The organism is Xanthomonas sp. SI (genome assembly GCF_014236855.1).
Classification (GTDB): Bacteria; Pseudomonadota; Gammaproteobacteria; order Xanthomonadales; family Xanthomonadaceae; genus Xanthomonas_A.
This window is the reverse complement of sequence record NZ_CP051261.1, coordinates 3,787,862-3,811,741: the sequence shown is the minus strand read 5'-3', so window position 1 is coordinate 3,811,741 and position 23,880 is coordinate 3,787,862. Positions and strand designations below refer to the sequence as shown.

The window sequence follows — 23,880 nt, the reverse complement described above, 5'->3', positions numbered from 1 at the left end:
TCAAGCCGAGGCCAGCGACGGCGCGGCCAGCGCGGCCAGTGCGATGGCACGCGCCGGCGGCATGCCGCCGCGGCACTTGAGCACGCGCAACTGCGCCGGTGCGGCATCGATGGCGATGCGCAGCGCGGCCGGCGACGGATTGGCCGCGGCTTTCAGCGGCCGGTAGGCGAAGCCCAGCGCGCGCCCGGTTTCGGCCGCCACCTGCAGCCGGCGCAGGGTCTTGTCGTTGGCCTGCGCGGGCCAGCACAGCACCGCCGCGCAGCTGCCCGAACGCAGGCATTGTTCGGCGGCCCAGGCCGCGTCCGCGCCGGCGCGCACGATCTGCAGCTGCGGCAGCGCCACCCCGGCCTGTTCCCAGGCAGCGGGGTAGGGCAGATAGGGCGGATCGACCAGGACGATGCGGCCGCCGCCCTGCGACAGCCGCGCCAGCGTCGGCCACAGCAGCTGCAGTTCGCCGATGCCGTCGGCGGCGTGCAGCAGTTCGGTCAGCGCCATCTCCGGCCAGCCGCGCGCCGGCAGCGCGGCGTCGAGCGCGGCATGGCCGGTGGGCTGCGCGCTGGGCGGCAGCGCGGTCGGCTGGCCGCGCCAGACCCGGCGTTCGGCCAGCAGGCGGTCGAGGGCGACGACGGCCGCCATCAGCCTTGCCGGATCAGCCCGCAGTAATGGCCTTCGATGGCGAAGTCCTGCCCCGGCTGCACCACGATCGGCGCATAGGCCGGATTGCGCGGCAGCAGCTGGATGCGTTCGCCGTCGTGTTGGTAGCGCTTGATGGTGAGTTCGCCGTCCAGCCGCGCCACCACGATCTGCCCGTTGCGCGCATCGGCGGCCCGGCGCACCCCGACCAGATCGCCGTCGAGGATGCCGTCGTCGATCATCGAATCGCCCTGCACGCGCAGCAGGTAGTCCGGACGCAGCGCGAACAGCGCGCGGTCCAGCCGCAACTGCTGGTCCAGGCCGATATCGGCGCCGATCGGCGCGCCGGCGGCGACCCGGCCCAGCACCGGTAGCCGCATCAGCCCGCTGCGCGGCTGCGCCTGCGCCGGTCGCAGGCTGCGCGCCTGCTGCGGCACATGCTCGAGCAGCCCGGCCTCGACCAGCGCCTGCACGTGCTTGCGCGCGGCATTGCGCGAGGCGAAGCCGAAGCGTTCGGCGATCTCGGCCAGGCTCGGCGGCCGTCCGGCCTGCTCGGCGCAGTCGTGGACGTAGGCGAGGATGGCGGCGCGCTGCGGGGAAAGGGTATCCATGGTGTACATTTGTACACCTTCGCAGCCAATTTGGCGACGCTGCTCACTGCATTAGCCACCTACCGGTGATAGCGGGCATTGGCTTTGCCATGGACGCATCAGTGCCATCCGGCGCTATCGCGATCGAGCGCTGGGCAAGCTTGTTGTCCGTCTATGGACGCTACGGATTCCCGGCGCTGTCAGGCCCGTGCATCGGCCAGTGCTTTGCGCTTTGCCGCCGTCGATTTCTTGCCGGGTTTTTTCGTCTGGGCGACGACCAGTCCGATCTGTATCTGATAACCCAGGGCCGTGGCGGCACGGCTCAGCGTATCCAGGGTCAGGCCGGTATCTGTTTCGTCCAGCACGCGATCCAGCTGCGAGCGGCTGGTGTTCATGCGCCGGGCCAATGCGGTCTTGGTGAGCTTGGCCGCCTTCATGGCTTCGGCGACTTGCCATGCGATCACGCGCTTGGCCGCGATGGAAGCGGCTTCTTCGAGGATGCCTTCCTCGGCGAGGAAGTCGTCGAAGCTGGATCCGATGTGGGCATTTCGACTCATTGCATCACCTCGTCTCTGCGCCGTTTGGCGGTTTCGAGATCGGACTTCAGGGTCTTGTCCGATTTTTTGACGATGCCATGCAACAGCACCATGTCCGATTTCACGATCGTGAAAAAATCCGCGCAATGCCCTCGGGGATCGTGCTGCGTATTTCCCAGAGGCGATGATCCATCTTGCGCACCAATGGCATGCCGAGGGGCCAGCCCAGTTGCACCGTCTTCATGTCGCCGCCGATGGTTCTCTTGGCCTCGGCCGAGACTTCTTCCCTGAGCCAGCTCCGCACCGGCTCAGCGCCCGATGCAGATCGATAGAAGCGCACTTCCAGTGTGGTTTCCACATGCCATGGTGTACTTATTTATGTACATCTGCAAGTTGCGGATTGCGTCCGCGCCGCGTTTAGCCCGGCGCCGAACCATCGGGCATGATCCCGGCATAGCGCGCCCGTGGGCGGATCAGCTTGCCCAGCGCCTGCTGCTCCAGCGCATGCGCCAACCAGCCGGACAGCCGGGCGGCGGCGAACAGGACCAGGGCGTGCGCGGCGGGCAGGTCGTGGATGAGGCAGATCGCCGCGAGCATGCCGTCGATGTTGGGTGCCTGGCCGCTGCAGTCCTGCGCCGCGGCCAGCACCGTTTCCACATGCCGCATCTGTGGATGGTGGCCACAGCGTTCGCGCAGCAGGCGCAGCACTTCGGCCGCGCGTGGGTCGCCGTCCGGGTAGAGGGCGTGGTGGAAGCCGGGCAGGTCGTCGCCGCGCTGCCAGCGTTCGGCGACGAAGGCCGCCGGGTCGGCGGCGTCCTGGGCATCGCGCAGCAAGGCGTGGGCGCGGGCGGTGGCGCCGCCATGGCGCGGGCCGGACAGCGCGGCCAGGCCGGCGCTGACGGTGGCATGCAGCGGTGCGCCGGTGGAGGCGACCACGCGCGCGGCGAAGGCGGAGACGTTGAGTTCGTGATCGGCGCACAGCACCAGGGTGGCGCGCACCAGTTCGGCGAAGTCGGCATCGCCGGGGCGCCAGCGGTCGGCGATCAGGCGATGCACCGGGCAGGTGTCCGGCTGGGTGCCGACCAGCAGCGCGGCGTTCTGCCGCAGCAAGGTGGCGGCGATCTCGCGGCGCACCGTCGGCGCGGCGTTGAGCGGCTGGCGCAGTTCCAGGGCCAGCAGCGGAATGCAGGCCATGGCGCGCTCCAGCGGCGGCAGCGTGGCGTCGCCGGCCAGCGGCGCCACCCGTTGCGGCCACGGCGCGACCGGGGCCACGGCGAACGGGTCTTCGTCCAGGCAATCCCACAGCAGCCGCGCGATGTCCTCCAGGCCGGCGCCTTCGCGCACCGCGGCCACCGCCGAGCGCCCGCGGTAGTAGGGGCTGTCGGGCCGGATCAGCGAGATGCGCGTCTCCAGCACCGGCAGGCCGCGGTCCAGGCTCTGTGCGGCGCCGCGCGCGGCCCCGCGGCCGACCCGCTTGCGCTGCGCCAGCCGCTCCACTTCGGTGCGCAGGTAGGCGCGGCTGCGGTGGTCGGCACCGGCGCGGGAACCGAGCAGGCCGCGGCTCACGTAGGCGTAGAGCGTGGCGCTGCTGATGCCGAGCAGGGCGCAGGCCTCGGCGGCGGAGATCAGGTTGCGGTCGGCTTCGGGTGGCATGGGAATCCGCTGATAGGTTGATTCATTGAATCAAGATTGATCGGCCCGGGCGATGGTGCCAGATTGGCGGCCATCGCGGAACGGCCATGCGGGCCGCCGCCCTCGCTCAGGAGTTCGCCATGTCGCACGTTTCCGCCGGTGCCCGTTTCCGCGCCGCGCTGGCCGCCGAATCGCCGCTGCAGGTGATCGGCGCGATCAATGCCAACCACGCGCTGCTGGCGCAACGCGCCGGTTACCGGGCGATCTACCTGTCCGGCGGCGGTGTCGCCGCCGGGTCGCTGGGCCTGCCGGACCTGGGCATCAACACCCTCGACGACGTGCTGATCGACGTGCGCCGCATCACCGATGTCTGCGACCTGCCGCTGCTGGTCGACATCGACACCGGCTTCGGCCCGAGCGCGTTCAACATCGAGCGCAGCATCAAGTCGCTGATCAAGGCCGGCGCGGCCGCCTGCCATATCGAGGACCAGGTCGGCGCCAAGCGCTGCGGCCACCGCCCCGGCAAGGAGATCGTGAGCCAGGCCGAGATGGCCGACCGGGTCAAGGCCGCGGCCGATGCCAAGACCGATGCCGATTTCTTCCTGATCGCGCGCACCGACGCGATCCAGGTGGACGGCGTGGACGCGGCGATCGAACGCGCCATCGCCTGCGTGGAGGCCGGCGCCGACGGCATCTTCGCCGAGGCCGCCTACGACCTGGACACCTACCGCCGTTTCGTCGACGCGGTGAAGGTGCCGGTGCTGGCCAACATCACCGAATTCGGCAAGACCCCGCTGTTCACCCGCGAGGAACTGGCATCGGCCGGGGTGGCGATCCAGTTGTTCCCGCTGTCAGCGTTCCGCGCCGCCAACAAGGCCGCCGAGGCGGTGTACACGGCGATCCGCCGCGACGGCCACCAGCAGAACGTGGTGAACACGATGCAGACCCGCGAGGAGCTGTACGAACGCATCGGCTACCACGCCTTCGAGCAGCGGCTGGACGCATTGTTCGCCGGCAAGGGCGCATGATCCACGCCGGTTCCCCTGCCCGAGCATGTCCATGAACACCCACGTCGGCACCACGCCGCCACACGGCCGCATCGACCGCCGCCAGACCGCGCGGCAACTGCTGCAGACCGAGCTGGAGAAACTGCCCGACGCCGAGCGCGAAGTGGTGGAGCGTTTCATCGCCAAGCGCCATGTGGCGCGCGACATCGTCAAGCAGGCCGATCACGACCGCACGCTCGGCGAGCGTATCGCCGACCGGGTCGCCGAGATCGGCGGCAGCTGGAGCTTCATCATCGGCTTCGGCCTGGTGCTGCTGGCGTGGATCGTGCTCAACAGCCTGGTGCTGAGCGAAGGCTTCGATCCGTATCCCTACATCCTGCTCAACCTGTGCCTGTCGTGCCTGGCCGCGATCCAGGCGCCGGTGATCATGATGAGCCAGAACCGCCAGGCCGCGGTGGACCGCCTGCGCGCGCAGAACGACTACGAAGTGAATATCAAATCCGAACTGGAGATCCTGCAGGTGCACGAGAAGCTCAACCAGCTGCGTGAGCAGGACTGGGCGACGCTGGTCGAGCTGCAGAACCGCCAGATCGCCATGTTGCAGCAATTGCTCGAGCGCGCCGGCGGCCTGCCGCCTGACGCGCCCGCTCACTGATCCGCATTCGATGACACGACCGCGATACCCGGGAGACGACGCATGAACGACACCAACGCCAGCCAGGCCGCACCGGCCTTCAAACCGAAGAAATCGGTGGCCCTGTCCGGTACCGCCGCCGGCAACACCGCGCTGTGCACGGTGGGCCGCAGCGGCAACGATCTGCACTACCGCGGCTACGACATCCTGGACCTGGCGCGCAGCAGCCAGTTCGAGGAGATCGCCTACCTGCTGGTGCACGGCAAGCTGCCCAGCAACAGCGAACTGCGCGGCTACAAGGCCAAGCTGCGTTCGCTGCGTGGCGTGCCGGCCGCGGTCAAGGCGGCGCTGGAACAGCTGCCGCCGTCGGCGCATCCGATGGACGTGATGCGCACCGGCGTGTCGGTGCTGGGCTGCGTGCAGCCGGAGAAGGACGACCACAACCACCCCGGCGCGCGCGACATCGCCGACAAGCTGATGGCCTCGCTGGGCTCGATGCTGCTGTACTGGTACCACTACAGCCACAACGGCAAGCGCATCGAGGTGGAGACCGACGACGATTCGATCGGCGGCCATTTCCTGCACCTGCTGCATGGCTTCAAGCCGCACGAAGAGTGGGTGCAGGCGATGCACACCAGCCTGATCCTGTACGCCGAGCATGAGTTCAACGCCTCCACCTTCGCCTGCCGGGTCATCGCCGGCACCGGCAGCGACATGCACAGCGCCATCGCCGGCGGCATCGGCGCGCTGCGCGGGCCCAAGCACGGCGGCGCCAACGAGGTCGCGTTCGAGGTGCAGAAGCGCTACGACACGCCCGACGAGGCGGAAGCCGACATCCGCGCGCGGGTCGAGCGCAAGGAAGTGATCATCGGCTTCGGCCATCCGGTGTATACGGTGTCCGATCCGCGCAACCAGGTGATCAAGGACGTGGCGCGCGAGCTGTCCGACGCGCAGGGCAGCCGCAAGATGTACGACATCGCCGAGCGCCTGGAGGCGGTGATGTGGGAGATCAAGAAGATGTTCCCGAACCTGGATTGGTTCAGCGCGGTCAGCTACCACATGATGGGCGTGCCGACCGCGATGTTCACCCCGCTGTTCGTGATCGCACGCACCGCCGGCTGGAGCGCGCACATCATCGAGCAGCGCATCGACGGCAAGATCATCCGCCCCAGCGCGAACTACACCGGGCCGGAGGATCAGGAGTTCGTGCCGATCGACCGACGCAGTTGATTGCACCCCTCTCCCATCGGGAGAGGGGTGGGGGTGAGGGTACGGGCGCAGCCTGGTGTTGTTTGGTTGCACAAGGCTGCGTCCGGGCCCTCATCCGCCCCATGTAGGATCGAATTTGCACGAGGCTTCGCCCGTACCCTCATCCGCCCCTTCGGGGCACCTTCTCCCGATGGGAGAAGGGTCAGTCTTCGCTTTATTTCTACTGTAGCCAGCCATGAACAGCCACTACCGCAAACCTCTGCCCGGCACTTCGCTGGATTACTTCGACGCGCGCGCCGCGGTCGATGCGCTCCGGCCCGGTGCCTATGCCGCGCTGCCGTACACCTCGCGGGTGTTTGCCGAGAACCTGGTGCGGCGCTGCGATCCGGCCACGCTGGACGCCTCGCTGATGCAGCTGATCGAACGCCGCCGCGACCTGGATTTTCCGTGGTTCCCAGCACGCGTGGTCTGTCACGACATCCTCGGCCAGACCGCGCTGGTGGACCTGGCCGGGCTGCGCGATGCGATCGCCGAGCGCGGCGGGGATCCGGCGCAGGTCAATCCGGTGGTGCCGACGCAGCTGATCGTGGACCACTCGCTGGCGGTGGAATTCGGTGGCTTCGACAAGGCCGCGTTCGCCAAGAACCGCGCGGTGGAAGACCGCCGCAACGCCGACCGCTTCCACTTCATCGACTGGACCAAGCGCGCGTTCGAGAACGTCGACGTGATCCCGCCGGGCAACGGGATCATGCACCAGATCAATCTGGAGAAGATGTCGCCGGTGGTGCAGGTGCGCGATGGCGTGGCGTTCCCGGACACCTGCGTGGGCACCGATAGCCACACCCCGCACGTGGATGCGCTGGGCGTGCTGGCGATCGGCGTCGGCGGGCTGGAAGCGGAGAGCGTGATGCTGGGGCGCGCGTCGTGGATGCGCCTGCCGGACATCGTCGGCGTGGCATTGAGCGGACGGCCGCAGCCGGGCATCACCGCCACCGATCTCGTGCTGGCGCTGACCGAATTCCTGCGCGCGCAGAAGGTCGTCGGCGCCTACCTGGAGTTCCACGGCGAAGGCGCCGCGGCGCTGACCCTGGGCGACCGCGCCACGATCTCCAACATGACCCCGGAGTTCGGCGCCACCGCGGCGATGTTCGCGATCGACCGGCAGACCATCGACTACCTGCGCCTGACCGGCCGCGACGACACCCAGGTCGCTCTGGTGGAAACCTATGCCAAGGCCGCCGGACTGTGGGCCGACGACCTGGCCGCGGCGCAATACGAACGCGTGCTGCAGTTCGACCTGTCCAGCGTGACCCGCAACATGGCCGGCCCGTCCAACCCGCACAAGCGCGTGGCGACCAGCGAGCTGGCCGCGCGCGGCATCGCCGACCAGGACAAGTTGGCATCCGGCAAGGCCGAACAGGCGCAGGGGCTGATGCCTGACGGCGCGGTGATCATCGCCGCGATCACCAGTTGCACCAACACCAGCAATCCGCGCAACGTCATCGCCGCCGGTTTGCTGGCGCGCAACGCCAACGCACGCGGCCTGCTGCGCAAGCCGTGGGTCAAGACCTCGCTGGCGCCGGGCTCCAAGGCGGTGCAGCTGTACCTGGAAGCATCCGGGCTGCTGCCGGAGCTGGAGCAGCTGGGTTTCGGCATCGTCGGTTTCGCCTGCACCACCTGCAACGGCATGAGCGGCGCATTGGATCCGGCGATCCAGCAGGAAGTGATCGCCCGCGACCTGTACGCCACCGCGGTGCTGTCGGGCAACCGCAATTTCGACGGGCGCATCCATCCCTACGCCAAGCAGGCGTTCCTGGCCTCGCCGCCGCTGGTGGTGGCGTACGCGATCGCCGGCACCATCCGTTTCGACATCGAGAAGGATGTGCTCGGCGTGGACAAGGACGGCCAGGCGGTGACGCTGAAGGACCTGTGGCCCAGCGACGCGGAGATCGACGCGATCGTCGCCGCCAGCGTCAAGCCCGAGCAGTTCCGCCAGGTCTACGAGCCGATGTTCGCGCGCAGCGGGCTGGCCGCCGCGCAGGTGGCGCCGCTGTACGCATGGCGTCCGCAGAGCACCTATATCCGCCGCCCGCCGTACTGGGAAGGCGCGCTGGCCGGCGAACGCACGCTGCGCGGCATGCGCGCGCTGGCGGTGCTCGGCGACAACATCACCACCGACCACCTGTCGCCGTCCAATGCGATCCTGGCCGACAGCGCCGCCGGCGAATACCTGACGCGGATGGGCGTGCCGGAAGAGGATTTCAATTCCTACGCCACCCACCGCGGCGACCACCTCACCGCGCAGCGCGCCACCTTCGCCAATCCGCAACTGCTCAACGAAATGGCCGTGGTCGATGGCCAGCCGCAACGCGGTTCGCTGACCCGGCTGGAGCCGGAAGGGCAGGTGGTGCGCATGTGGGAGGCGATCGAGACCTACATGGCGCGCAAGCAGCCGCTGCTGATCGTGGCCGGCGCCGACTACGGGCAGGGCTCCTCGCGCGACTGGGCGGCCAAGGGCGTACGCCTGGCCGGGGTCGAGGCGATCGTGGCCGAGGGCTTCGAGCGCATCCACCGCACCAACCTGGTCGGCATGGGCGTGCTGCCGCTGGAATTCCGTCCCGGCACCACGCGCAAGACCCTGGGCATCGACGGCAGCGAGGTGTTCGACGTGCTCGGCGCGCGCACCCCCAGCGCGACGCTGACCCTGTCCATCGCCCGCGCCGACGGTACCCGGGTGGAAGTGCCGGTGACCTGCCGCCTGGACACCGCCGAGGAACTGGCGATCTACGAGGCCGGCGGCGTGCTGCAGCGTTTCGCGCAGGATTTCCTGGAGGCATCCGCCGCCTGATTCGGCGACATTCTCGAAAGGAAACGCTCGCGGCTTGCGCCCGCGGACTGGCGATGCAGAATTCGGCAATCTTGCTGTCTGGAGTGCGTATGGCGACCAAGAACATCTCCTCGCCGGAGGAACACAAGCAGTTCGTCGACCAACAGGTGGCCGGACACGACTGCGGTTCCAGCAGCGAGTCCGTGCGCGGGTTGATCTGCGGGCAGCGCGACGCGGAAAACCTCCGTGGCGTGCTGCTGGAGGGAGCCGATTCCGGGCCAGCCATGGCGATGGAACCGGATTTCTTCGACACGATGCGCAAGCGGGCTCGGGATCGGGCCTTTCGCGGCCGCCAGCCTGCATGAGCCCCGGCAGCGTGCTGCGGCGCTTCGGGCAGGATTTTTTGGCAGTGTCGAAACCGCCCTGTCCCATTCGTCGGTGTCATGAGCGCGTGCCATCCTGCGCGCGCCGTCCACCAATGAGGAAACCACCATGAGCAACGGTCATCCCGGTACCGTCCGCCTGCACCGCGTCCTGCGCGCGCCGGCCGAGCGCATCTACCGCGCGTTCCTGGAACCGGCGGCGCTGGCCAAATGGCTGCCGCCGCATGGCTTCGTCGCCACCGTGCATGCACTGGATGCGCGGGTGGGCGGCAGTTTCAAGATTTCTTTCACCAATCTGGGCGCAGGCACCAGCGAATCCTTCGGTGGCACCTATCTGGAACTGGTGCCGGGCGAGCTGATCCGCCATACCGATACGTTCGACAATCCTGGCCTGCCCGGCGAGATGATGGTGACGGTCAAGCTGCGCACGGTGGCCTGCGGCACCGAGCTGGACATCGTCCAGGACGGCATCCCCGAACAGATCCCGGTGGAGTTCTGCCATCTCGGCTGGCAGGAGTCGCTGACCCTGCTGGCGCAGCTGGTCGAGGCCGAGATTCCCGCCAACCCTTGAGCTACTCGCCGTTTTTGCGGCGATCGGAAATAAAGCCATGCCCCACGTTCCCCAACTCCGCATTCCCGCCACCTACATGCGCGGCGGCACCTCCAAGGGCGTGTTCTTCCGCCTGCAGGATCTGCCGTCCGCCGCGCAGCTGCCCGGCGCGACGCGCGATGCGCTGCTGCTGCGGGTGATCGGCAGTCCCGATCCCTACGCCAAGCAGATCGACGGCATGGGCGGGGCGACGTCCAGCACCAGCAAGACCGTGATCGTGGCGCCGAGCGCGCGCGCCGACCACGACGTGGACTATCTGTTCGGGCAGGTGGCGATCGACCGCCCGTTCGTCGATTGGAGTGGCAACTGCGGCAACCTGTCGGCGGCGGTGGGGCCGTTCGCGATCGCCGCCGGCCTGGTCGATGCGGCGCGCATTCCGCACGACGGCATGGCCACGGTGCGGATCTGGCAGGCCAACATCGGCAAGACCATCCTCGCGCGGGTGCCGATGGTGGGCGGCGCAGTGCAGGAGAGCGGCGATTTCGAACTGGACGGGGTGACCTTCCCGGCGGCCGAGATCCAGCTCGATTTCCTCGATCCGGCCGCGGACGAGGACGGCGCGGACGGGGCGATGTTTCCCACCGGCAACCTGATCGACACGCTGGACGTGCCGGGTGTGGGCAGCTTCGAGGCGACGCTGATCAACGCCGGCATCCCGACCATCTTCCTCGACGCGCAGGCGTTGGGCTATCGCGGCACCGAACTGCAGGACGCGATCAACGGCGATGCGCAGGCGCTGGCCAGGTTCGAGACCATCCGCGCGTACGGTGCGCTGCGCATGGGCCTGATCGCCAGGCTGGAAGACGCGGCGACGCGGCAGCACACGCCGAAGGTGGCCTTCGTCGCGCCGCCGGCCGACTACGTCGCCTCCAGCGGCAAGCCGGTCGCCGCCGCCGACATCGACCTGCTGGTGCGGGCGATGTCGATGGGCAAGCTGCACCACGCGATGATGGGCACCGCCGCGGTGGCGATCGGCACCGCCGCGGCGATCCCCGGCACGCTGGTGAACCGCGCGGCCGGCGGCGGCGCGCGCCAGGCGGTGCGCTTCGGCCATCCCTCGGGGACGTTGCGGGTCGGCGCCGAAGCGCAGCAGCAGGGAGACGGCCAGTGGAGTGTCACCAAGGCGATCATGAGCCGCAGCGCGCGGGTGCTGATGGAGGGCTGGGTGCGGGTGCCGGGCGATATTGGCTGAGCCGGCAGCGCCGGCGGCAGGGCCGCATCGCTGTGGCGCCGCAAAATCCGGATCTTGTTTTTGTAGGAGCGGCTTCAGCCGCGACATGTTCTAGCCGCGACATGCTCTAACCGTAGTTCCTGTCGCGGCTGAAGCCGCTCCTACAGGGTGCGGGTGGGGCGCTGTAGCGAGCGCTGTTGCACGCCAAGGCCCAGTGACGCGGGCCAACCGGAAATCCGCAGTGCGATGTTGATAGGCCTGGGCCGTCTGGACAGCGCGCTTGCAGAGCACATGTAGCGACACATTGCGCACTTGCAGCCTTAACACGTTCAAGTGACCGGGACATGCACAACATGTGTATTTTGTGTTAATTATGGTGCGGCGCGGCATCGCTTGCCGGCGGCGCGCATTCGCTCTTGCCCATTCCACTCCGGAGTCCCCATGTCCGCCAGTTGGTCGCTGCGCACCAGCGCACTTGCCGTAGCCGTCGTTTCCGCCCTCTCGTTCTCCGCCGCCGCCCAGCAGGCGGACAGCACGGACGGGGTCGCCCGCCTGGACGCGGTCAAGGTCACCGCCGAACGGCGTTCGGAAGATTCCAAGGACGTGCCGATCTCCGCCAGCGTGTTGCGCCCGGAATACCTGGACGCGATCGCCACCAGCGGCTCGGACGTGCGCGTGCTGGCCGGCAAGGCGCCCAGCCTCAATGTCGAATCCTCCAACGGCCGCGTGTTCCCGCGCTTCTACATCCGCGGCTACGGCAACACCGACTTCAACACCTACGCCTCGCAGCCGGTGTCGCTGGTGTACGACGACGTGGTGGCCGAGAACGCGTTCCTGAAGGGCTTCCCGATCTTCGACCTGGAAGGCCTGGAAGTGCTGCGCGGCCCGCAGGGCACGCTGTTCGGCCGCAACACCCCCGCCGGCGTGGTCAAGTTCAACTCGGTCAAGCCCAGCATCGGCGCCAACGACGGCTACGCCAGCCTGTCCTATGGCACCTACGGCACCATGACCATGGAAACCGGCCTGAGCATCGCCATGGGCGACAAGTGGGCCGCGCGCGTGTCGGCGCTGGGCCAGCGCCGCGACGACTGGGTCGACAACACCGTCGACGACCGTTCGTTCGAGGGCTACACCGACTCGGCGGTGCGGGTGCAACTGCTGTTCCAGCCGGGCGAGGACTTCAGCGCGCTGTTCAACGCGCATGCGCGGCATCTCGACGGCACCGCGCGCCTGTTCCGCGCCAACATCTTTCAGCCGGGCAGCAACAAGCTGGTCGACGGCTTCGATCCGGACAAGGTCTCCATCGACGGCGGCAACACCCAGGAACTGCAGACCTACGGCGGCAGCGCCAACCTGACCTGGGATCTGGGCGACATCGTGCTGCACTCGATCACCGGCTACGAGGGCATCGGCAAGTACTACAGCCGCGGCGACATCGACGGCGGCTACGGCGCGGTGTTCGCGCCGCCGTCCGGCCCCGGCGTGATCGCGTTCCCGGTGGAAACCGCCGGCGGCATCAAGAACCTGGACCAGTACTCGCAGGAGCTGCGCGCCGAGTCGCAGTATGCCGGCCCGATCAACTGGCAGGCCGGCCTGTACTACTTCCACGATTCGGTGGAAGGCGAGAACTACACCTACAACACCTTCGGCGGCGGCACCCTCAGCAGCTACCAGCTGACCCGCCAGCGCAACACCTCGTGGGCGGCGTTCGGCTCGCTGAACTACGCGGCCACCGATCGTCTGAACCTGCGCGCCGGCATCCGCTACACCTACGACAAGAAGACCTTCGACGTGCTGGCGCTGGACCGCGTCACCCTGCTCGAGCCGTCCACCGGCAGCACCGACAACTCCAAGGTCACCGGCGACCTCAGCGCGACCTACACCATCAACGACGCCGTCAACGTCTACGCCCGCGCCGCGCGCGGTTTCCGCGGCGCCAGCTTCGGCGTGCCGTCGGCGACCGCGCCGCTGACCGTGGCCGCGCCGGAGACCGTGGATTCGTACGAGATCGGCATCAAGTCCGACCTGTTCGACAAGCGCGCGCGGATCAGCTTCGACATCTACGATTTCCGGGTGAAGAACCAGCAGCTGACGGCGGTCGGCGGCACCTCCAACGACGTGCGCCTGCTCAACGCCGACAAGTCCAAGGCGCGCGGCGCCGAGTTCGACTTCGAGGCGCTGCTCACCCAGAACCTGCGCTTCACCCTGGGCGGCGCCTACAACTGGACCCGCATCGAGGATCCGACCCTGTCGGTCGGCGTGTGCCGCACCTGCACCGTGACCGATCCGCTCAACGCCGCCGGCAACGCCATCATCGACGGCAACGTGCTGCCGCAGGCGGCCAAGTGGATGGGCAACGCCACGCTGCGCTACGGCATCCCGGTCGGCGACGACGCCGAGTTCTTCTTCTACACCGACTGGTCCTACCGCAGCGAGATCAACTTCTTCCTGTACGACTCGCGCGAATTCGTCGGCCAGCCGCTGCTCGAAGGCGGCGCCAAGATCGGCTACAACTGGGGCGCCGGTGCGTACGAGGTGTCGGTGTTCTGCCGCAACTGCACCAACCAGATCCGCGCCACCGGTGCGATCGACTTCAACAACCTCACCGGCTTCATCAACGATCCGCGCATCGTCGGCGCGCAGTTCCGCGCCAATTTCTGATCGGCGCGTCCGCGTTGCGATGAACCAGGGACCGCCGGCTATCATGCCGGCGGTTTCTTTTCATGGGAGGCGCGCATGCGCAGTCTGAAACGGTGGGCGGCGCTGGCGCTGCTGGCCTTGGCATCGGGTGCCGCCGCGGCGGCGCCTGCGGCCAAGACGCCGACGCAGAAAGTGGTGGTGTCCACCGACATCGGCGACGACATCGACGACGCGTTCGCACTGGCGCTGCTGCTGCGCAGCCCGGAACTGAACGTGCTCGGCATCGCGTCGGCCTGGGGCGACACCGCACTGCGTGCGCAGTTGCTGCAGCGTTTGTTGCAGCAGGCCGGACGCAGCGAGATCCCGCTGGCGATCGGCCATGCCACGACCAGCACGATTCCCTTCAGCCAGGCGCGCTGGGCGGCGCAGGGCACGCTGCCGCGAAAGGCGCCGGATGCGGCGGACTTCATCCTGGCGCAGGCGCGGCGCCACCCCGGCCAGGTCACCTTGCTGGTGCTCGGACCGCTGACCGACGCGGCGCGCGCGCTGCAGCGCGACCCGCAGGGCTTCGCCCAGCTCAAGCAGGTGGTGCTGATGGGCGGCTCGGTGCGTGCGGGCTACGGCAAGTCGCGCTACCGGCCGCCTAGCGCGCCGGCGCCGGAATACAACATCGTTTCCGATATCGGCGCCGCGCAGCGCGTGTTCGCCGCCGGCGTGCCGATCGTGCTGCTGCCGCTGGACGCGACCCAGGTGACCCTGGAGGAACCGGAGCGGGTGGCGCTGTTCGCGCATGGCGATCCGCTGACCGACGCCTTGACCCAGCTCTACTACCAGTGGCGCGACACCGACCAGCCCTGGGCCAGCGCCACGCCGACCCTGTTCGACGTGGTGCCGGTGGCGTACCTGCTCGACCCGAGCCTGTGCCCGACCGTGCCGCTGCGCATCGCGGTCGACGATCAGGGGTATACGCGGGAAGTGCCGTCCGGCGCGAGCGCGGCGGGCGGCGCTGCGGCCGTCGACGCCCCGGCGGATGGCGGCCATGCGGCGCCTGGCGTCGCCAACGCCCAGGTCTGCCTGGCGCTGGACCGGCCACGGCTGATCGCGCTGTACATGCAGCGCTTGTTGCGCTGAGGCGGTGGCGCGTCCGCGGCTCCGCTCGTCGCGGCTGAAGCCGCTCCTACAGGAACTTGCGGCCATCCAACCGGGTGCACTGTAGGAGGGGCTTCAGCCCCGACAGGCAGTGTCCGAAGCTGGTGCAGTTCCCGGCTTCGTTTGTCGCGACTGAAGCCGCTCCTACAAGGGCTAAACGGCTGACTGGCCGGGTGCACTGTGGGAGGGACTTCAGTCCCGACTGCATCCGGTCTGGGTAACCTGTGGCCTCATCGGTTGCTTCCACAGCGATATCAGGCAACGACGATGGCGTGTCGGCCGGAGTACGGATGAGCGCTGGGCGCCACCGCCATGCGCGGCAACCCGACGCGCAGAAATCGCCGCCTGCACAGTCCGGCGGCGCCCGCCCGCCACTATCCCCGACCGCCGTGCCAGGCGCCGGCGATCGCCGCGTGCGCAATCTCGATTCCGACCCTCCGGCCGCCGCGTCCGCGTTCTATACTCGCGCCACTTTCACGGAGCGAACGTATGCACACGGATTCGAAGCGGCAGTGGCGCCTCCTGCGCGCGGGGCTGTTGAGCACCTTCCTGCTGCTGGGCCTGGCCTTGGCGCTGGGCGGCTGCAAGCGCAACGAATCCGGGCAGTTGCCCGACGCCAGCGGCGAGCCGGTCAAGGGCCAGAAGGAAGCGATGAAGGGCTTCGGCCTGGTTCGCGCCTATCCCGACCAGAAGGGCGACGGGCTGTCGCTGGCGCTGGAGTTCTCGCGGCCGCTGGTCGGCACCCAGGACTTCGACAAGCTGCTGCGCTTCGAAGAGAAGGTCGGCACCGACGAGAGCGCCTGGTCGCTGTCCGACGACGGCAAGACCCTGCGCTATCCGTACGTGGAGGCGGCCAAGGACTACACCGTGCTGATCTCCGCCGACCTGCTCGCCGCCGACGGCAGCCGCCTGGGCAAGCCGCTCAAGCAGAAGGTCTACACCGGCGAACTGGAGCCGGCGGTCGGCTTCGCCTCGCAGGGCAGCGTGCTGCCGGCGCGCGAGAGCCGCGGCCTGCCGGTGGTGTCGCTCAACGTGCCGGAAGTGGACGTGGAGTTCATGCGGGTCAAGGAAGGCTCGCTGCCGGCGTTCTTCGCCCAGTACCAGCGCGGCGGGCGCCGCGGCAGCTGGGAAATGGACAGCGACTACAGCGACCACACCCCGATTTCGCAGCTGGCCGAGTCGGTCTACGTCAACCGCTTCGTGCTCGGCGGCGACAAGAACGAGCGCGCGCTGACCTATCTGCCGATCCAGGACATCAAGGAGCTGCAGGCGCCGGGCCTGTACTTCGCGGTGATGAAGCGCCCGGGCCGGTTCGAGAACGAATACGACACCGCGTTCTTCACCGTCAGCGACATCGGCCTGCACGCGCGCGCCTACAAGGACAAGCTGTTCGTGCACACCGCCTCGCTGCAGAGCGGCGAGCCGTTGAAGAAGGTGGAGCTGCGCGTGCTCGACGCCAAGGGCGAGCTGTTCCTGAAAGGCGAGACCGACGCCAACGGCAACGCGCTGCTGAACTACACGCTCGACGCCGGCCAGGTGCTGGTGGCGCGCAGCGGCACCGACCTGTCGATGCTGCCGTTCAACCAGCCGGCGCTGGACCTGAGCGAGTTCGCCGTGGCCGGGCGCGAGAATGCCTGGTTCGACGTGTTCGCCTGGTCCGGCCGCGACCTGTACCGCCCCGGCGAGACGGTGCGCGTGTCGGCGCTGCTGCGCGACAACGACGGCAAGCCGGTGGCGACCAGCGGCAAGGGCGCGCAACCGGTGTTCCTGCGCTTGAAGCAGCCCGACGGCAAGATCTTCCGCGAGACCCGCCTGCAGCCGGGCGAGCAGGGCTATTTCAGCTTCGAGCAGCTGATTCCCGCCGATGCGCCGACCGGGCGCTGGCAGGTGGAGTTCCGCACCGATCCGTCCAGCAAGGAAGCGGTGCAGGGCATGACCCTGCGCATCGAGGAGTTCCTGCCCGAGCGCATGAAGCTGGACCTGGACAGCGCGCAGAAGACGCTCAAGCCGGGCGAGCCGTTCAAGCTGCAGGCCACCGCCGCCTATCTGTACGGTGCGCCGGCCGACGGCAACCGCTTCACCGCCAAGCTGGCGGTGGCGGTCGAGCAGCATCCGGTCGAGTCGCTGCCCGGCTATTTCTTCGGCGACTCGACGCTGCAGCTGCCGCGCGAAGCCAAGGACGTGATCGATACCGAGTTCGGCGCCGACGGCAAGATCGCCGAGGACCTGGCGCTGCCGGACGAAGCCAAGCCGACCAGCACCATCGCCGCGCTGGTCTCGGCCAGCGTCTACGAGACCGGCGGCCGCACCGTGACCCGCACGCTCAAGCGCGTGCTGTGGCCGGCGCCGGCGCTGGTCGGGGTGCGCCCGCTGTTCGACGACACCGACGGCGCCGATGCCAACGCCAACGCGCGCTTCGAGCTGATGCGGGTGGATGCGCAAGGCAAGCCGCAGCCGGCCAAGGGGTTGAAGGTGACCCTGGTGCGCGAGCTGCGCGATTATCACTGGGCGTTCGCCGACAACCGCTGGGACTACGATTTCACCCGCCGTTTCGAGAACAAGCAGTCCATCACCGTCGATGCCGGCAGCGGCGCGGCCAAGTTCGATTTCCCGGTGGAGTGGGGCGAGTACCGCGTGGACGTGTTCGATCCGTCCACCGGCCTGACCACGCGCTATCCGTTCCGCGCCGGCTGGAGCTGGAACGACGAGAACCGCGGCCTGGACGCGCGTCCTGACAAGGTCAAGCTGGCGCTGGACAAGACCGGCTACAAGGCCGGCGACACGCTCAAGGTCACCCTGACCCCGCCGCATGCCGGTCCCGGCGTGCTGATGGTCGAGAGCGACAAGATGCTGTACGTGCAGGACATCGACGTGAAGCCGGGCAGCAGCTTCGAGATCCCGGTGACCAAGGACTGGGAGCGCCACGACGTCTACGTCACCGCGCTGGTGTTCCGCGGCGGTTCGGCGCCGAGCAAGATCACCCCGGCGCGCGCGGTCGGCGTGGCCTTCGTGCCGATGGAGCGCAAGACCCGGCGTGTGGCGGTGGGCCTGGTCGCGCCCAAGCAGATGCGTCCGGAGCAGCCGCTGCCGGTGACGGTCAGCGTGCCGGAACTGGCCGGCAAGCAGGCGCACGTGACCATCTCTGCAGTGGACGTGGGCATCCTCAACATCACCCGCTTCCCGGTGCCTGATGCCAACGCGCAGTTCTTCGCACAGCGGCGCCTGGGCGTGGACTCGTACGACATCTACGGCCGGGTGATCGAGAGTTTCGAGGGCGGCACCGGCAAGCTGCGCTTCGGCGGCGACATGGCCTTGGCGGCGTTGCCGCAGGCCAAGCGTCCCACCGCGCGGGTGCAGACCGTGGACCTGTTCTCCGGCTCGGTGAAGCTCGACGCCAAGGGCAATGCGCGGGTGCAGCTGCCGGTGCCCGACTTCAACGGCACGCTGCGGGTCTCGGCGCTGGTGTATTCGGACGAGCGCTACGGCAATCGCGACGTGGAAACGCTGGTGCGCGCGCCGATCGTGGCCGAGGCCAGCATGCCGCGGGTGATGGCGCCGGGCGACCGCAGCACGGTCACCCTGGACGTGCAGAACTTCACCGGGCAAGCGGGCGAGTTCAAGGTGCAGGTGGATGGCGAAGGCCCGCTGGCGATCGCCGAGAACGCGCGCAGCGCCAAGCTCGGCAAGGATGGCAAGGCCACGCTCAGCTTCCCGCTGGTGGCGCAGGAGGGCTACACCGTGGCCAAGGTGCGGGTGCGGGTGAACGGCAACGGCTTCAGCGTCGACCGCCGCTACGACCTGCCGGTGCGCGCGGCGTGGCCGTCGGTGCTGCGCGCGCAGACCCGCGTGCTGGATCCGTTGGCGCCGGTGACGCTGGGCATGGGCGATGCCGAGGGCCTGATGGCCGGTTCGGTCAACGCGCGCATGCTGGTCAGCGCGTTGCCGCCGATCCCGTTCGCCAGCGCGCTGCAGGGCGCGCTGAATTACCCCTACGGTTGCGCCGAGCAGACCACCAGCAAGGGCTACGCCGCGCTGCTGCTCGACGACACCACCGCCAAGCTGCTCGGCGCCCAGGGCCTGGACGCGGCCACCCGCCGCGCGCGCATGGAAGGCGCGTTCGGCCGCTTGGCCTCGATGCAGATCTCCAGCGGCCACTTCTCGATGTGGGGCGACGACGGCTACGTCAATCCGGGCCTGACCCCGTACATCGCCGAGTTCCTGCTCGACGCCAAGGACGCCGGTTTCGCGGTGCCCGACAACGTGCTGCAGAAGGCGCTCAACCGGCTCAGCGAGGACCTGCTGTCCGGCGGCAACAACTTCTACGGCCAGGACCGCCGCGAGAACCTGAAGTTCGCCAACCAGGCCTGGTCCGGCTACGTGCTGGCACGGGTCAACCGCGCCCCGCTGGGCACGTTGCGCGCGCTGTACGACAACGATCGCGGCAAGGCGCTGACCGGCCTGTCGCTGGTGCACCTGGGCGTGGCGTTGTCGCTGCAGGGCGACAAGAAGCGCGGCGACGCGGCGATCGCGGCTGGCTTCGCCAAGGACAGCGGCGACCGTCCGCCTTACTTCGGCGATTACGGCAGCGTGATCCGCGACGATGCGCTGATGATCGCGCTGCTGCACGAGCGCGGCCTGGCCAAGCCCGAGTACGATGCGCGCGCGGTGGCGTTGGGCCGCGAGATCGACGCACGCCGCCGCAGCGGCTGGTTGTGGCTGAGCACCCAGGAGCAGGTGGCCCTGGCGCGGATGGGCAAGGCATTGCTGGTCAACCAGAGCAAGCTGGTGTCCGGGCAGCTGGCGATCGGCGACAACAGCGAGGCGATCGACGCGGCCAAGGCGTTCGGCCGCCAGTTCGGCGAGGCCGAACTGGCGCGCGGGGTCAGCTTCGTGCCGCAAGGCGAGGCGCCGCTGTACGCCAGCCTGGAAATCGCCGGCATCCCGCGCAAGGCGCCGGAGGTGGACGAGAGCACGCTGAAGGTGGAACGCGAGTGGTACAGCACCGACGGCAAGCCATGGACGCCGCGGCCGCTGAAGGAAGGCGAGGCGCTGATCGTGCGCGTCACCATCACCTCCAACGTGGGCATGCCCGACGCGCTGTTGACCGATCTGCTGCCGGCTGGCCTGGAGATCGAGAACTTCAACCTGGGCGACGCCAAGCAGTGGGCCGACGTGGTGGTGGACGGCATCGAGATCAGCGACCGTTCCGAGGCCGCCGACGTCAAGCACGAGGAGTTCCGCGACGACCGCTACGTGGCCGCGCTAAGCCTGGCGCAGGGCGGCAAGGCGCAGGTGTTCTACCTGGTGCGCGCGGTGACCCCGGGCACCTACACGGTGCCGCCGCCGCTGGTCGAGGACATGTACCGTCCCGACCTGCGCGGGGTGGGGCGCAGCAACCCGGGCACGATCAACGTCGTGCAGCCTTAGTCATGCGCCATCCAGCGCAACTCGCTGCAAGCACTGCACGCTGAGGCGCCTAAAGCCCCTCTCCCGCCGGGAGAGGGGTTGGGGTGAGGGTGCGGCGCGAAGCGTCTCGTGGATTTGGGCGCTCGAGGCTACGCACGCAGCCTCATCCGGCCCGCGGGCCACCTTCCCCGAAAGGGGGCATGGTCCTGATGGGAGAGGGTGCCGGCTTTGGTTGAGTGGCTTGAGGCTCTGGCGGACCAGGTCACACACAATGGATAACGACGCGATAGGGCCCTTGTGGCCCTATCGTCGTTTTGGGGCCGCCGGCGCGATGCCGCAACACACCGAGTGGCGCAGCGTCCTGCGATCGAGATGGCCTCCCACCCGCCATTCCCGCATGCGCTCGCCGACCACTGCCCGCAGTGCGGCTTTTCAGCGCGAACCCGACTGCACCTGCAACTGCCAACGCCATGACATGGGCCTGTCATCACCTGCTGGATAAAATTAACTACTTTGAAGTTAGTAATTAATTCCGACATTTTCCAGGGGATACGAGATGACGCGATCGCACCACCGCCACCAGCGCACGTTGCTGGTGTGCCTGCTCGCCGCCAGTTGCCAGGCCGCCCTCGCGCAGCAGGCGGCGACGCCGTTGCTGCCTGCCGCCGCGGACACCGACCGCACCGATACCGCCGCCGCATCGCCGCCGGCTGCCGGCACCGCCAAGACCCTGGACAGCGTGGTCGTCACCGGCGTGCGCAAGGCCAATGCCGCGGCGATGGAGAGCAAGCGCGCGGCGACCAACATCACCGACGTGGTCAGTTCCACCGACGTGCGCGCGCTGCCGGACACCACCATCGTCGAAGCGCTGCGCCGCATCCCCGGCCTGTCGGTGCTGCCGGCGACCGACAACGAACATCCGCGCGACGAGGCCGCCACGCCGGTGCTGCGCGGCCTCGGCCCGTCCTACAACAACGTCACCATCGACGGCCTGACCGTGGCCTCGCCGGGCACGCCGAACGGCACGCTCGGCTCGATCACCCGCGGCGTGCGCCTGGACATCCTGCCGGCGTCGATGGTCAGCGAACTGCAGGTGGTCAAGACCTTCACTCCCGACCTGGACCCCAACGCCACGGGCGGTGCGATCAACCTGCGCACGCGCAGCGCGTTCGAGAACGGCGGCAAGCCGTTCTTCACCAGCGAAGCCTCGCTGGGCCACGCCAACGACGTCGGCAAGCCGCGCGATCAGGACGATCCCGGCTACCGCCTCGGCGCCACCGGCAGCACCACCTTCGGCAGCGACCGGCAATACGGCCTGACCCTGTCGGGCAACTACCAGACGCTGAGCAGCTACACCGAAACCCACATGACCACCGACACGGTGCACTACGGGTTCTACGACGCTAATGGCGTGCTGCAGAGCGGCAGCAACCTCGGCAACGGCTGGGCGGTGCCGCAGCAGGACAAGTACTGGTACGTGATGGACAAGCGCGACCGCTACGGCCTGACCGGCAAGTTCGAAGCGCACCCCAGCGCCGACCTGCAGGCCTACGTCACCGCGGGCTACTACTATTTCAAGGACGACATGCAGCGCAACGAGCTGATCATCGATCCGCGCAACCGCAACCGCGTCGCCAACCAGACCGCGACCTCCGGCAGCTATCCGGCCGGCGACATCGAGGTCGGCTATTCCAACCAGGTCACCACCACCCGCACCAAGCTCGGCCAGGCCGGCATGGAATGGCGGCCGGACGACCGCCAGGTGCTGTCCGCGCGCGGCTCGTGGTCGGATGCGACCTACGACGAGCCGATCCAGATGTTCAAGTACGTCACCGGCGCGTCGCGCCCGGCGGCGGTTGCGGTCGGCCAGACCGGCCCCGGCGTCACCGTCGTGCCCAGCGCCGACTACGCCTTCACCTACGACACCTCGGCGCTGAACCAGCGCTTCCCGGTGGCGCCGCAGGCGTACTCCAACTACGACAACTACAGCCTGTTGTACTGGCGCCCGGACTACAAGCGCAGCGCGCGCGACCGCATCCTCACCGGGCGCCTGGACTACGCCTTCAACCAAGGCGAGCAGGACCGCGGCCTGGGCTTCGGCGCCGGCCTGTCGTACACCACCGACAAACCGTCGTTCGACATCTACCGCGACGACTACGAGCCCAACCGCAGCGCGCCGGCACTGAACATCGCCGACGTGCTGGCGCCGTCCAACGCGCCGCTGCGCTATCTGGGCCTGAACCTGATCACCATCGATCCGAACAAGGCCCGGCGCGTGCTGCAGTCCACGCCGCTGAGCGCGTTCAACAGCACCGACCAGTCGGCCTTCAGCAACCAGGACAACTTCAGCCACAGCGAAAAGATCTTCGGCGCCTACGGCCTGGTCAGCTACCGTGCCGAGGCGTTCAACGTGGAGGCCGGGCTGCACTACGACGACACCGACCAGTCCACCGTCGGCCGCCAGCGCCAACTGGACACCGCCAGCGGCAAGTACGTCTATGTCGATGCGCCGACCGATTCGCACTACGCCAACCTGTTGCCGTCGGCGATCATGACCTACCACCTCAGCGAAAATCTCGACCTGCGCGCCGGCGCCAGCCGCACGCTCGGCCGCCCGCCGTACGACGCCTACGCCGCGCGCACCTCGATCGGCTTCGTCAACAGCACCGATGCCGGCAATCCCAACGCCCAGGGCGTGACCGTGACCGTGGGCAATCCGGACATCAAGCCGCGCGTGTCGACCAACCTGGACCTGTCGCTGGAATGGCGCCTGCCCGACGACTTCGACGGCATGCTGGCTGCGGCGGTATTCAACAAGCGCATCCAGGACGAGATCTTCACCCTGTCGCGCACCGACCAGTTCAGCTACAACGGCACCACCTATTCGAACGTGCTGATCAGTACCCCGGCCAACGCAGCCAAGGCGCATATCCGCGGCCTGGAACTGAGCGCGGTGCTCAACACCTTGCTGCCGGGCGTTCCGGCGTTGTCCGGGCTGGGCGCCAGCGCCAACCTGGCCTTGCTCGATGGCGGCATGGACGTGCCGTACAGCGTCGGCAGCGCGCCGAACGTGAGCCAGCGCCAGCGTAGCGTCGATCGCCTGGTCGGCCAGCCCGGCTACACCGCCAACGCCTCGCTGTTCTACACCATCGGCGGGCTGGAACTGCGCGCGGCCTACAACCGCCAGGGCAAGGCGCTGCGCGCCATCGTCAGCAACATCGACTGGCAGGATCTGTACTGGTCGCCGCGCTCGCAGCTGGATCTGTCGGCGACCTATGCGGTCAACAAGCAGGTCAGCGTGGTCGGCCAGGTCAGCAACGTCACCCACAGCCGCATCACCAGCGTGACCGGACCGGGCGAGAACCTGTTGAAGGACACCTACTCGGTGCCGACCACCTACTGGTTCGGCATCCGCTTCACGCCTTCTCTCTAAAACCCTTCACTCCTTCGGAC

The 23,880-nt window shown here is 68.4% G+C and carries 17 protein-coding genes; 11 read left to right on the top strand and 6 right to left on the bottom strand.

Translation table 11 applies throughout. The annotated features are described in order from the left end of the window. The 6 genes from imuA to HEP75_RS15880 form a co-directional block, all read right to left on the bottom strand. Window positions 1–636, bottom strand: coding sequence for a translesion DNA synthesis-associated protein ImuA (imuA, locus tag HEP75_RS15900; protein ID WP_185824188.1), 636 nt, complete (start codon window positions 634–636; stop codon window positions 1–3). Further along, window positions 636–1,244 carry a transcriptional repressor LexA gene (gene lexA, locus HEP75_RS15895; RefSeq protein ID WP_185824187.1) on the bottom strand — a complete coding sequence of 203 codons (609 nt, stop codon included), beginning with the start codon at window positions 1,242–1,244 and terminating at the stop codon, window positions 636–638. Before lexA ends, imuA begins: the two co-directional genes overlap by 1 nt. A 179-nt stretch (window positions 1,245–1,423) precedes the next feature. Continuing rightward, window positions 1,424–1,780, bottom strand: coding sequence for a helix-turn-helix transcriptional regulator (locus HEP75_RS15890; RefSeq protein WP_185820784.1), 357 nt, complete (start codon window positions 1,778–1,780; stop codon window positions 1,424–1,426). After that, a complete protein-coding gene (locus HEP75_RS22305) occupies window positions 1,777–1,872 on the bottom strand; it encodes a type II toxin-antitoxin system RelE/ParE family toxin (RefSeq protein ID WP_255423882.1) in 96 nt (31 codons plus the stop codon). The genes HEP75_RS15890 and HEP75_RS22305 overlap by 4 nt, the downstream gene beginning before the upstream one ends. 8 nt (window positions 1,873–1,880) lie before the next feature. Next, a complete protein-coding gene (locus HEP75_RS15885) occupies window positions 1,881–2,117 on the bottom strand; it encodes a type II toxin-antitoxin system RelE/ParE family toxin (protein WP_255423881.1) in 237 nt (78 codons plus the stop codon). A 59-nt stretch (window positions 2,118–2,176) separates the two neighbouring features. Beyond that, a complete protein-coding gene (locus HEP75_RS15880; protein WP_185824186.1) occupies window positions 2,177–3,412 on the bottom strand; it encodes a citrate synthase family protein in 1,236 nt (411 codons plus the stop codon). A gap of 119 nt (window positions 3,413–3,531) precedes the next feature. On the opposite strand from HEP75_RS15880, the gene prpB reads away from it, so the two are divergent. From prpB to HEP75_RS15825, 11 genes are all read left to right on the top strand, one after another. After that, window positions 3,532–4,419: a methylisocitrate lyase gene (prpB, locus tag HEP75_RS15875; RefSeq protein ID WP_185824185.1), complete on the top strand. Its 888-nt coding sequence runs from the start codon at window positions 3,532–3,534 to the stop codon at window positions 4,417–4,419. A 31-nt stretch (window positions 4,420–4,450) separates the two neighbouring features. Next, window positions 4,451–5,053: a DUF1003 domain-containing protein gene (locus HEP75_RS15870; protein ID WP_185824184.1), complete on the top strand. Its 603-nt coding sequence runs from the start codon at window positions 4,451–4,453 to the stop codon at window positions 5,051–5,053. Between the two features lie 42 nt (window positions 5,054–5,095). Beyond that, window positions 5,096–6,262 (top strand): 2-methylcitrate synthase, encoded by a 1,167-nt coding sequence (gene prpC, locus HEP75_RS15865; RefSeq protein WP_185813631.1) that lies wholly within the window; start codon window positions 5,096–5,098, stop codon window positions 6,260–6,262. Between the two features lie 214 nt (window positions 6,263–6,476). Further along, window positions 6,477–9,089 carry a Fe/S-dependent 2-methylisocitrate dehydratase AcnD gene (gene acnD / locus HEP75_RS15860; RefSeq protein WP_185824183.1) on the top strand — a complete coding sequence of 871 codons (2,613 nt, stop codon included), beginning with the start codon at window positions 6,477–6,479 and terminating at the stop codon, window positions 9,087–9,089. Window positions 9,090–9,178: 89 nt separating this feature from the next. Continuing rightward, window positions 9,179–9,433, top strand: a complete 255-nt coding sequence (locus HEP75_RS15855; protein WP_185824182.1) for a type II toxin-antitoxin system ParD family antitoxin — start codon at window positions 9,179–9,181, stop codon at window positions 9,431–9,433. A gap of 127 nt (window positions 9,434–9,560) precedes the next feature. After that, on the top strand, window positions 9,561–10,022 hold the full coding sequence (locus tag HEP75_RS15850; protein WP_185824181.1) for an SRPBCC family protein: 462 nt from the start codon (window positions 9,561–9,563) through the stop codon (window positions 10,020–10,022). Window positions 10,023–10,059: 37 nt separating this feature from the next. Further along, a complete protein-coding gene (gene prpF / locus HEP75_RS15845) occupies window positions 10,060–11,253 on the top strand; it encodes a 2-methylaconitate cis-trans isomerase PrpF (protein ID WP_185824180.1) in 1,194 nt (397 codons plus the stop codon). Between the two features lie 420 nt (window positions 11,254–11,673). Next, window positions 11,674–13,893, top strand: a complete 2,220-nt coding sequence (locus HEP75_RS15840) for a TonB-dependent receptor (protein WP_185824179.1) — start codon at window positions 11,674–11,676, stop codon at window positions 13,891–13,893. A gap of 75 nt (window positions 13,894–13,968) precedes the next feature. After that, the gene (locus HEP75_RS15835) at window positions 13,969–15,003 is read left to right on the top strand and encodes a nucleoside hydrolase (protein WP_185824178.1); all 1,035 of its coding nucleotides are present in this window, start codon (window positions 13,969–13,971) and stop codon (window positions 15,001–15,003) included. A gap of 507 nt (window positions 15,004–15,510) precedes the next feature. Beyond that, window positions 15,511–20,448 carry an alpha-2-macroglobulin gene (locus HEP75_RS15830; protein ID WP_255423880.1) on the top strand — a complete coding sequence of 1,646 codons (4,938 nt, stop codon included), beginning with the start codon at window positions 15,511–15,513 and terminating at the stop codon, window positions 20,446–20,448. A gap of 535 nt (window positions 20,449–20,983) precedes the next feature. Next, a complete protein-coding gene (locus HEP75_RS15825; protein ID WP_185824177.1) occupies window positions 20,984–23,860 on the top strand; it encodes a TonB-dependent receptor in 2,877 nt (958 codons plus the stop codon). Window positions 23,861–23,880: the final 20 nt, after the last annotated feature.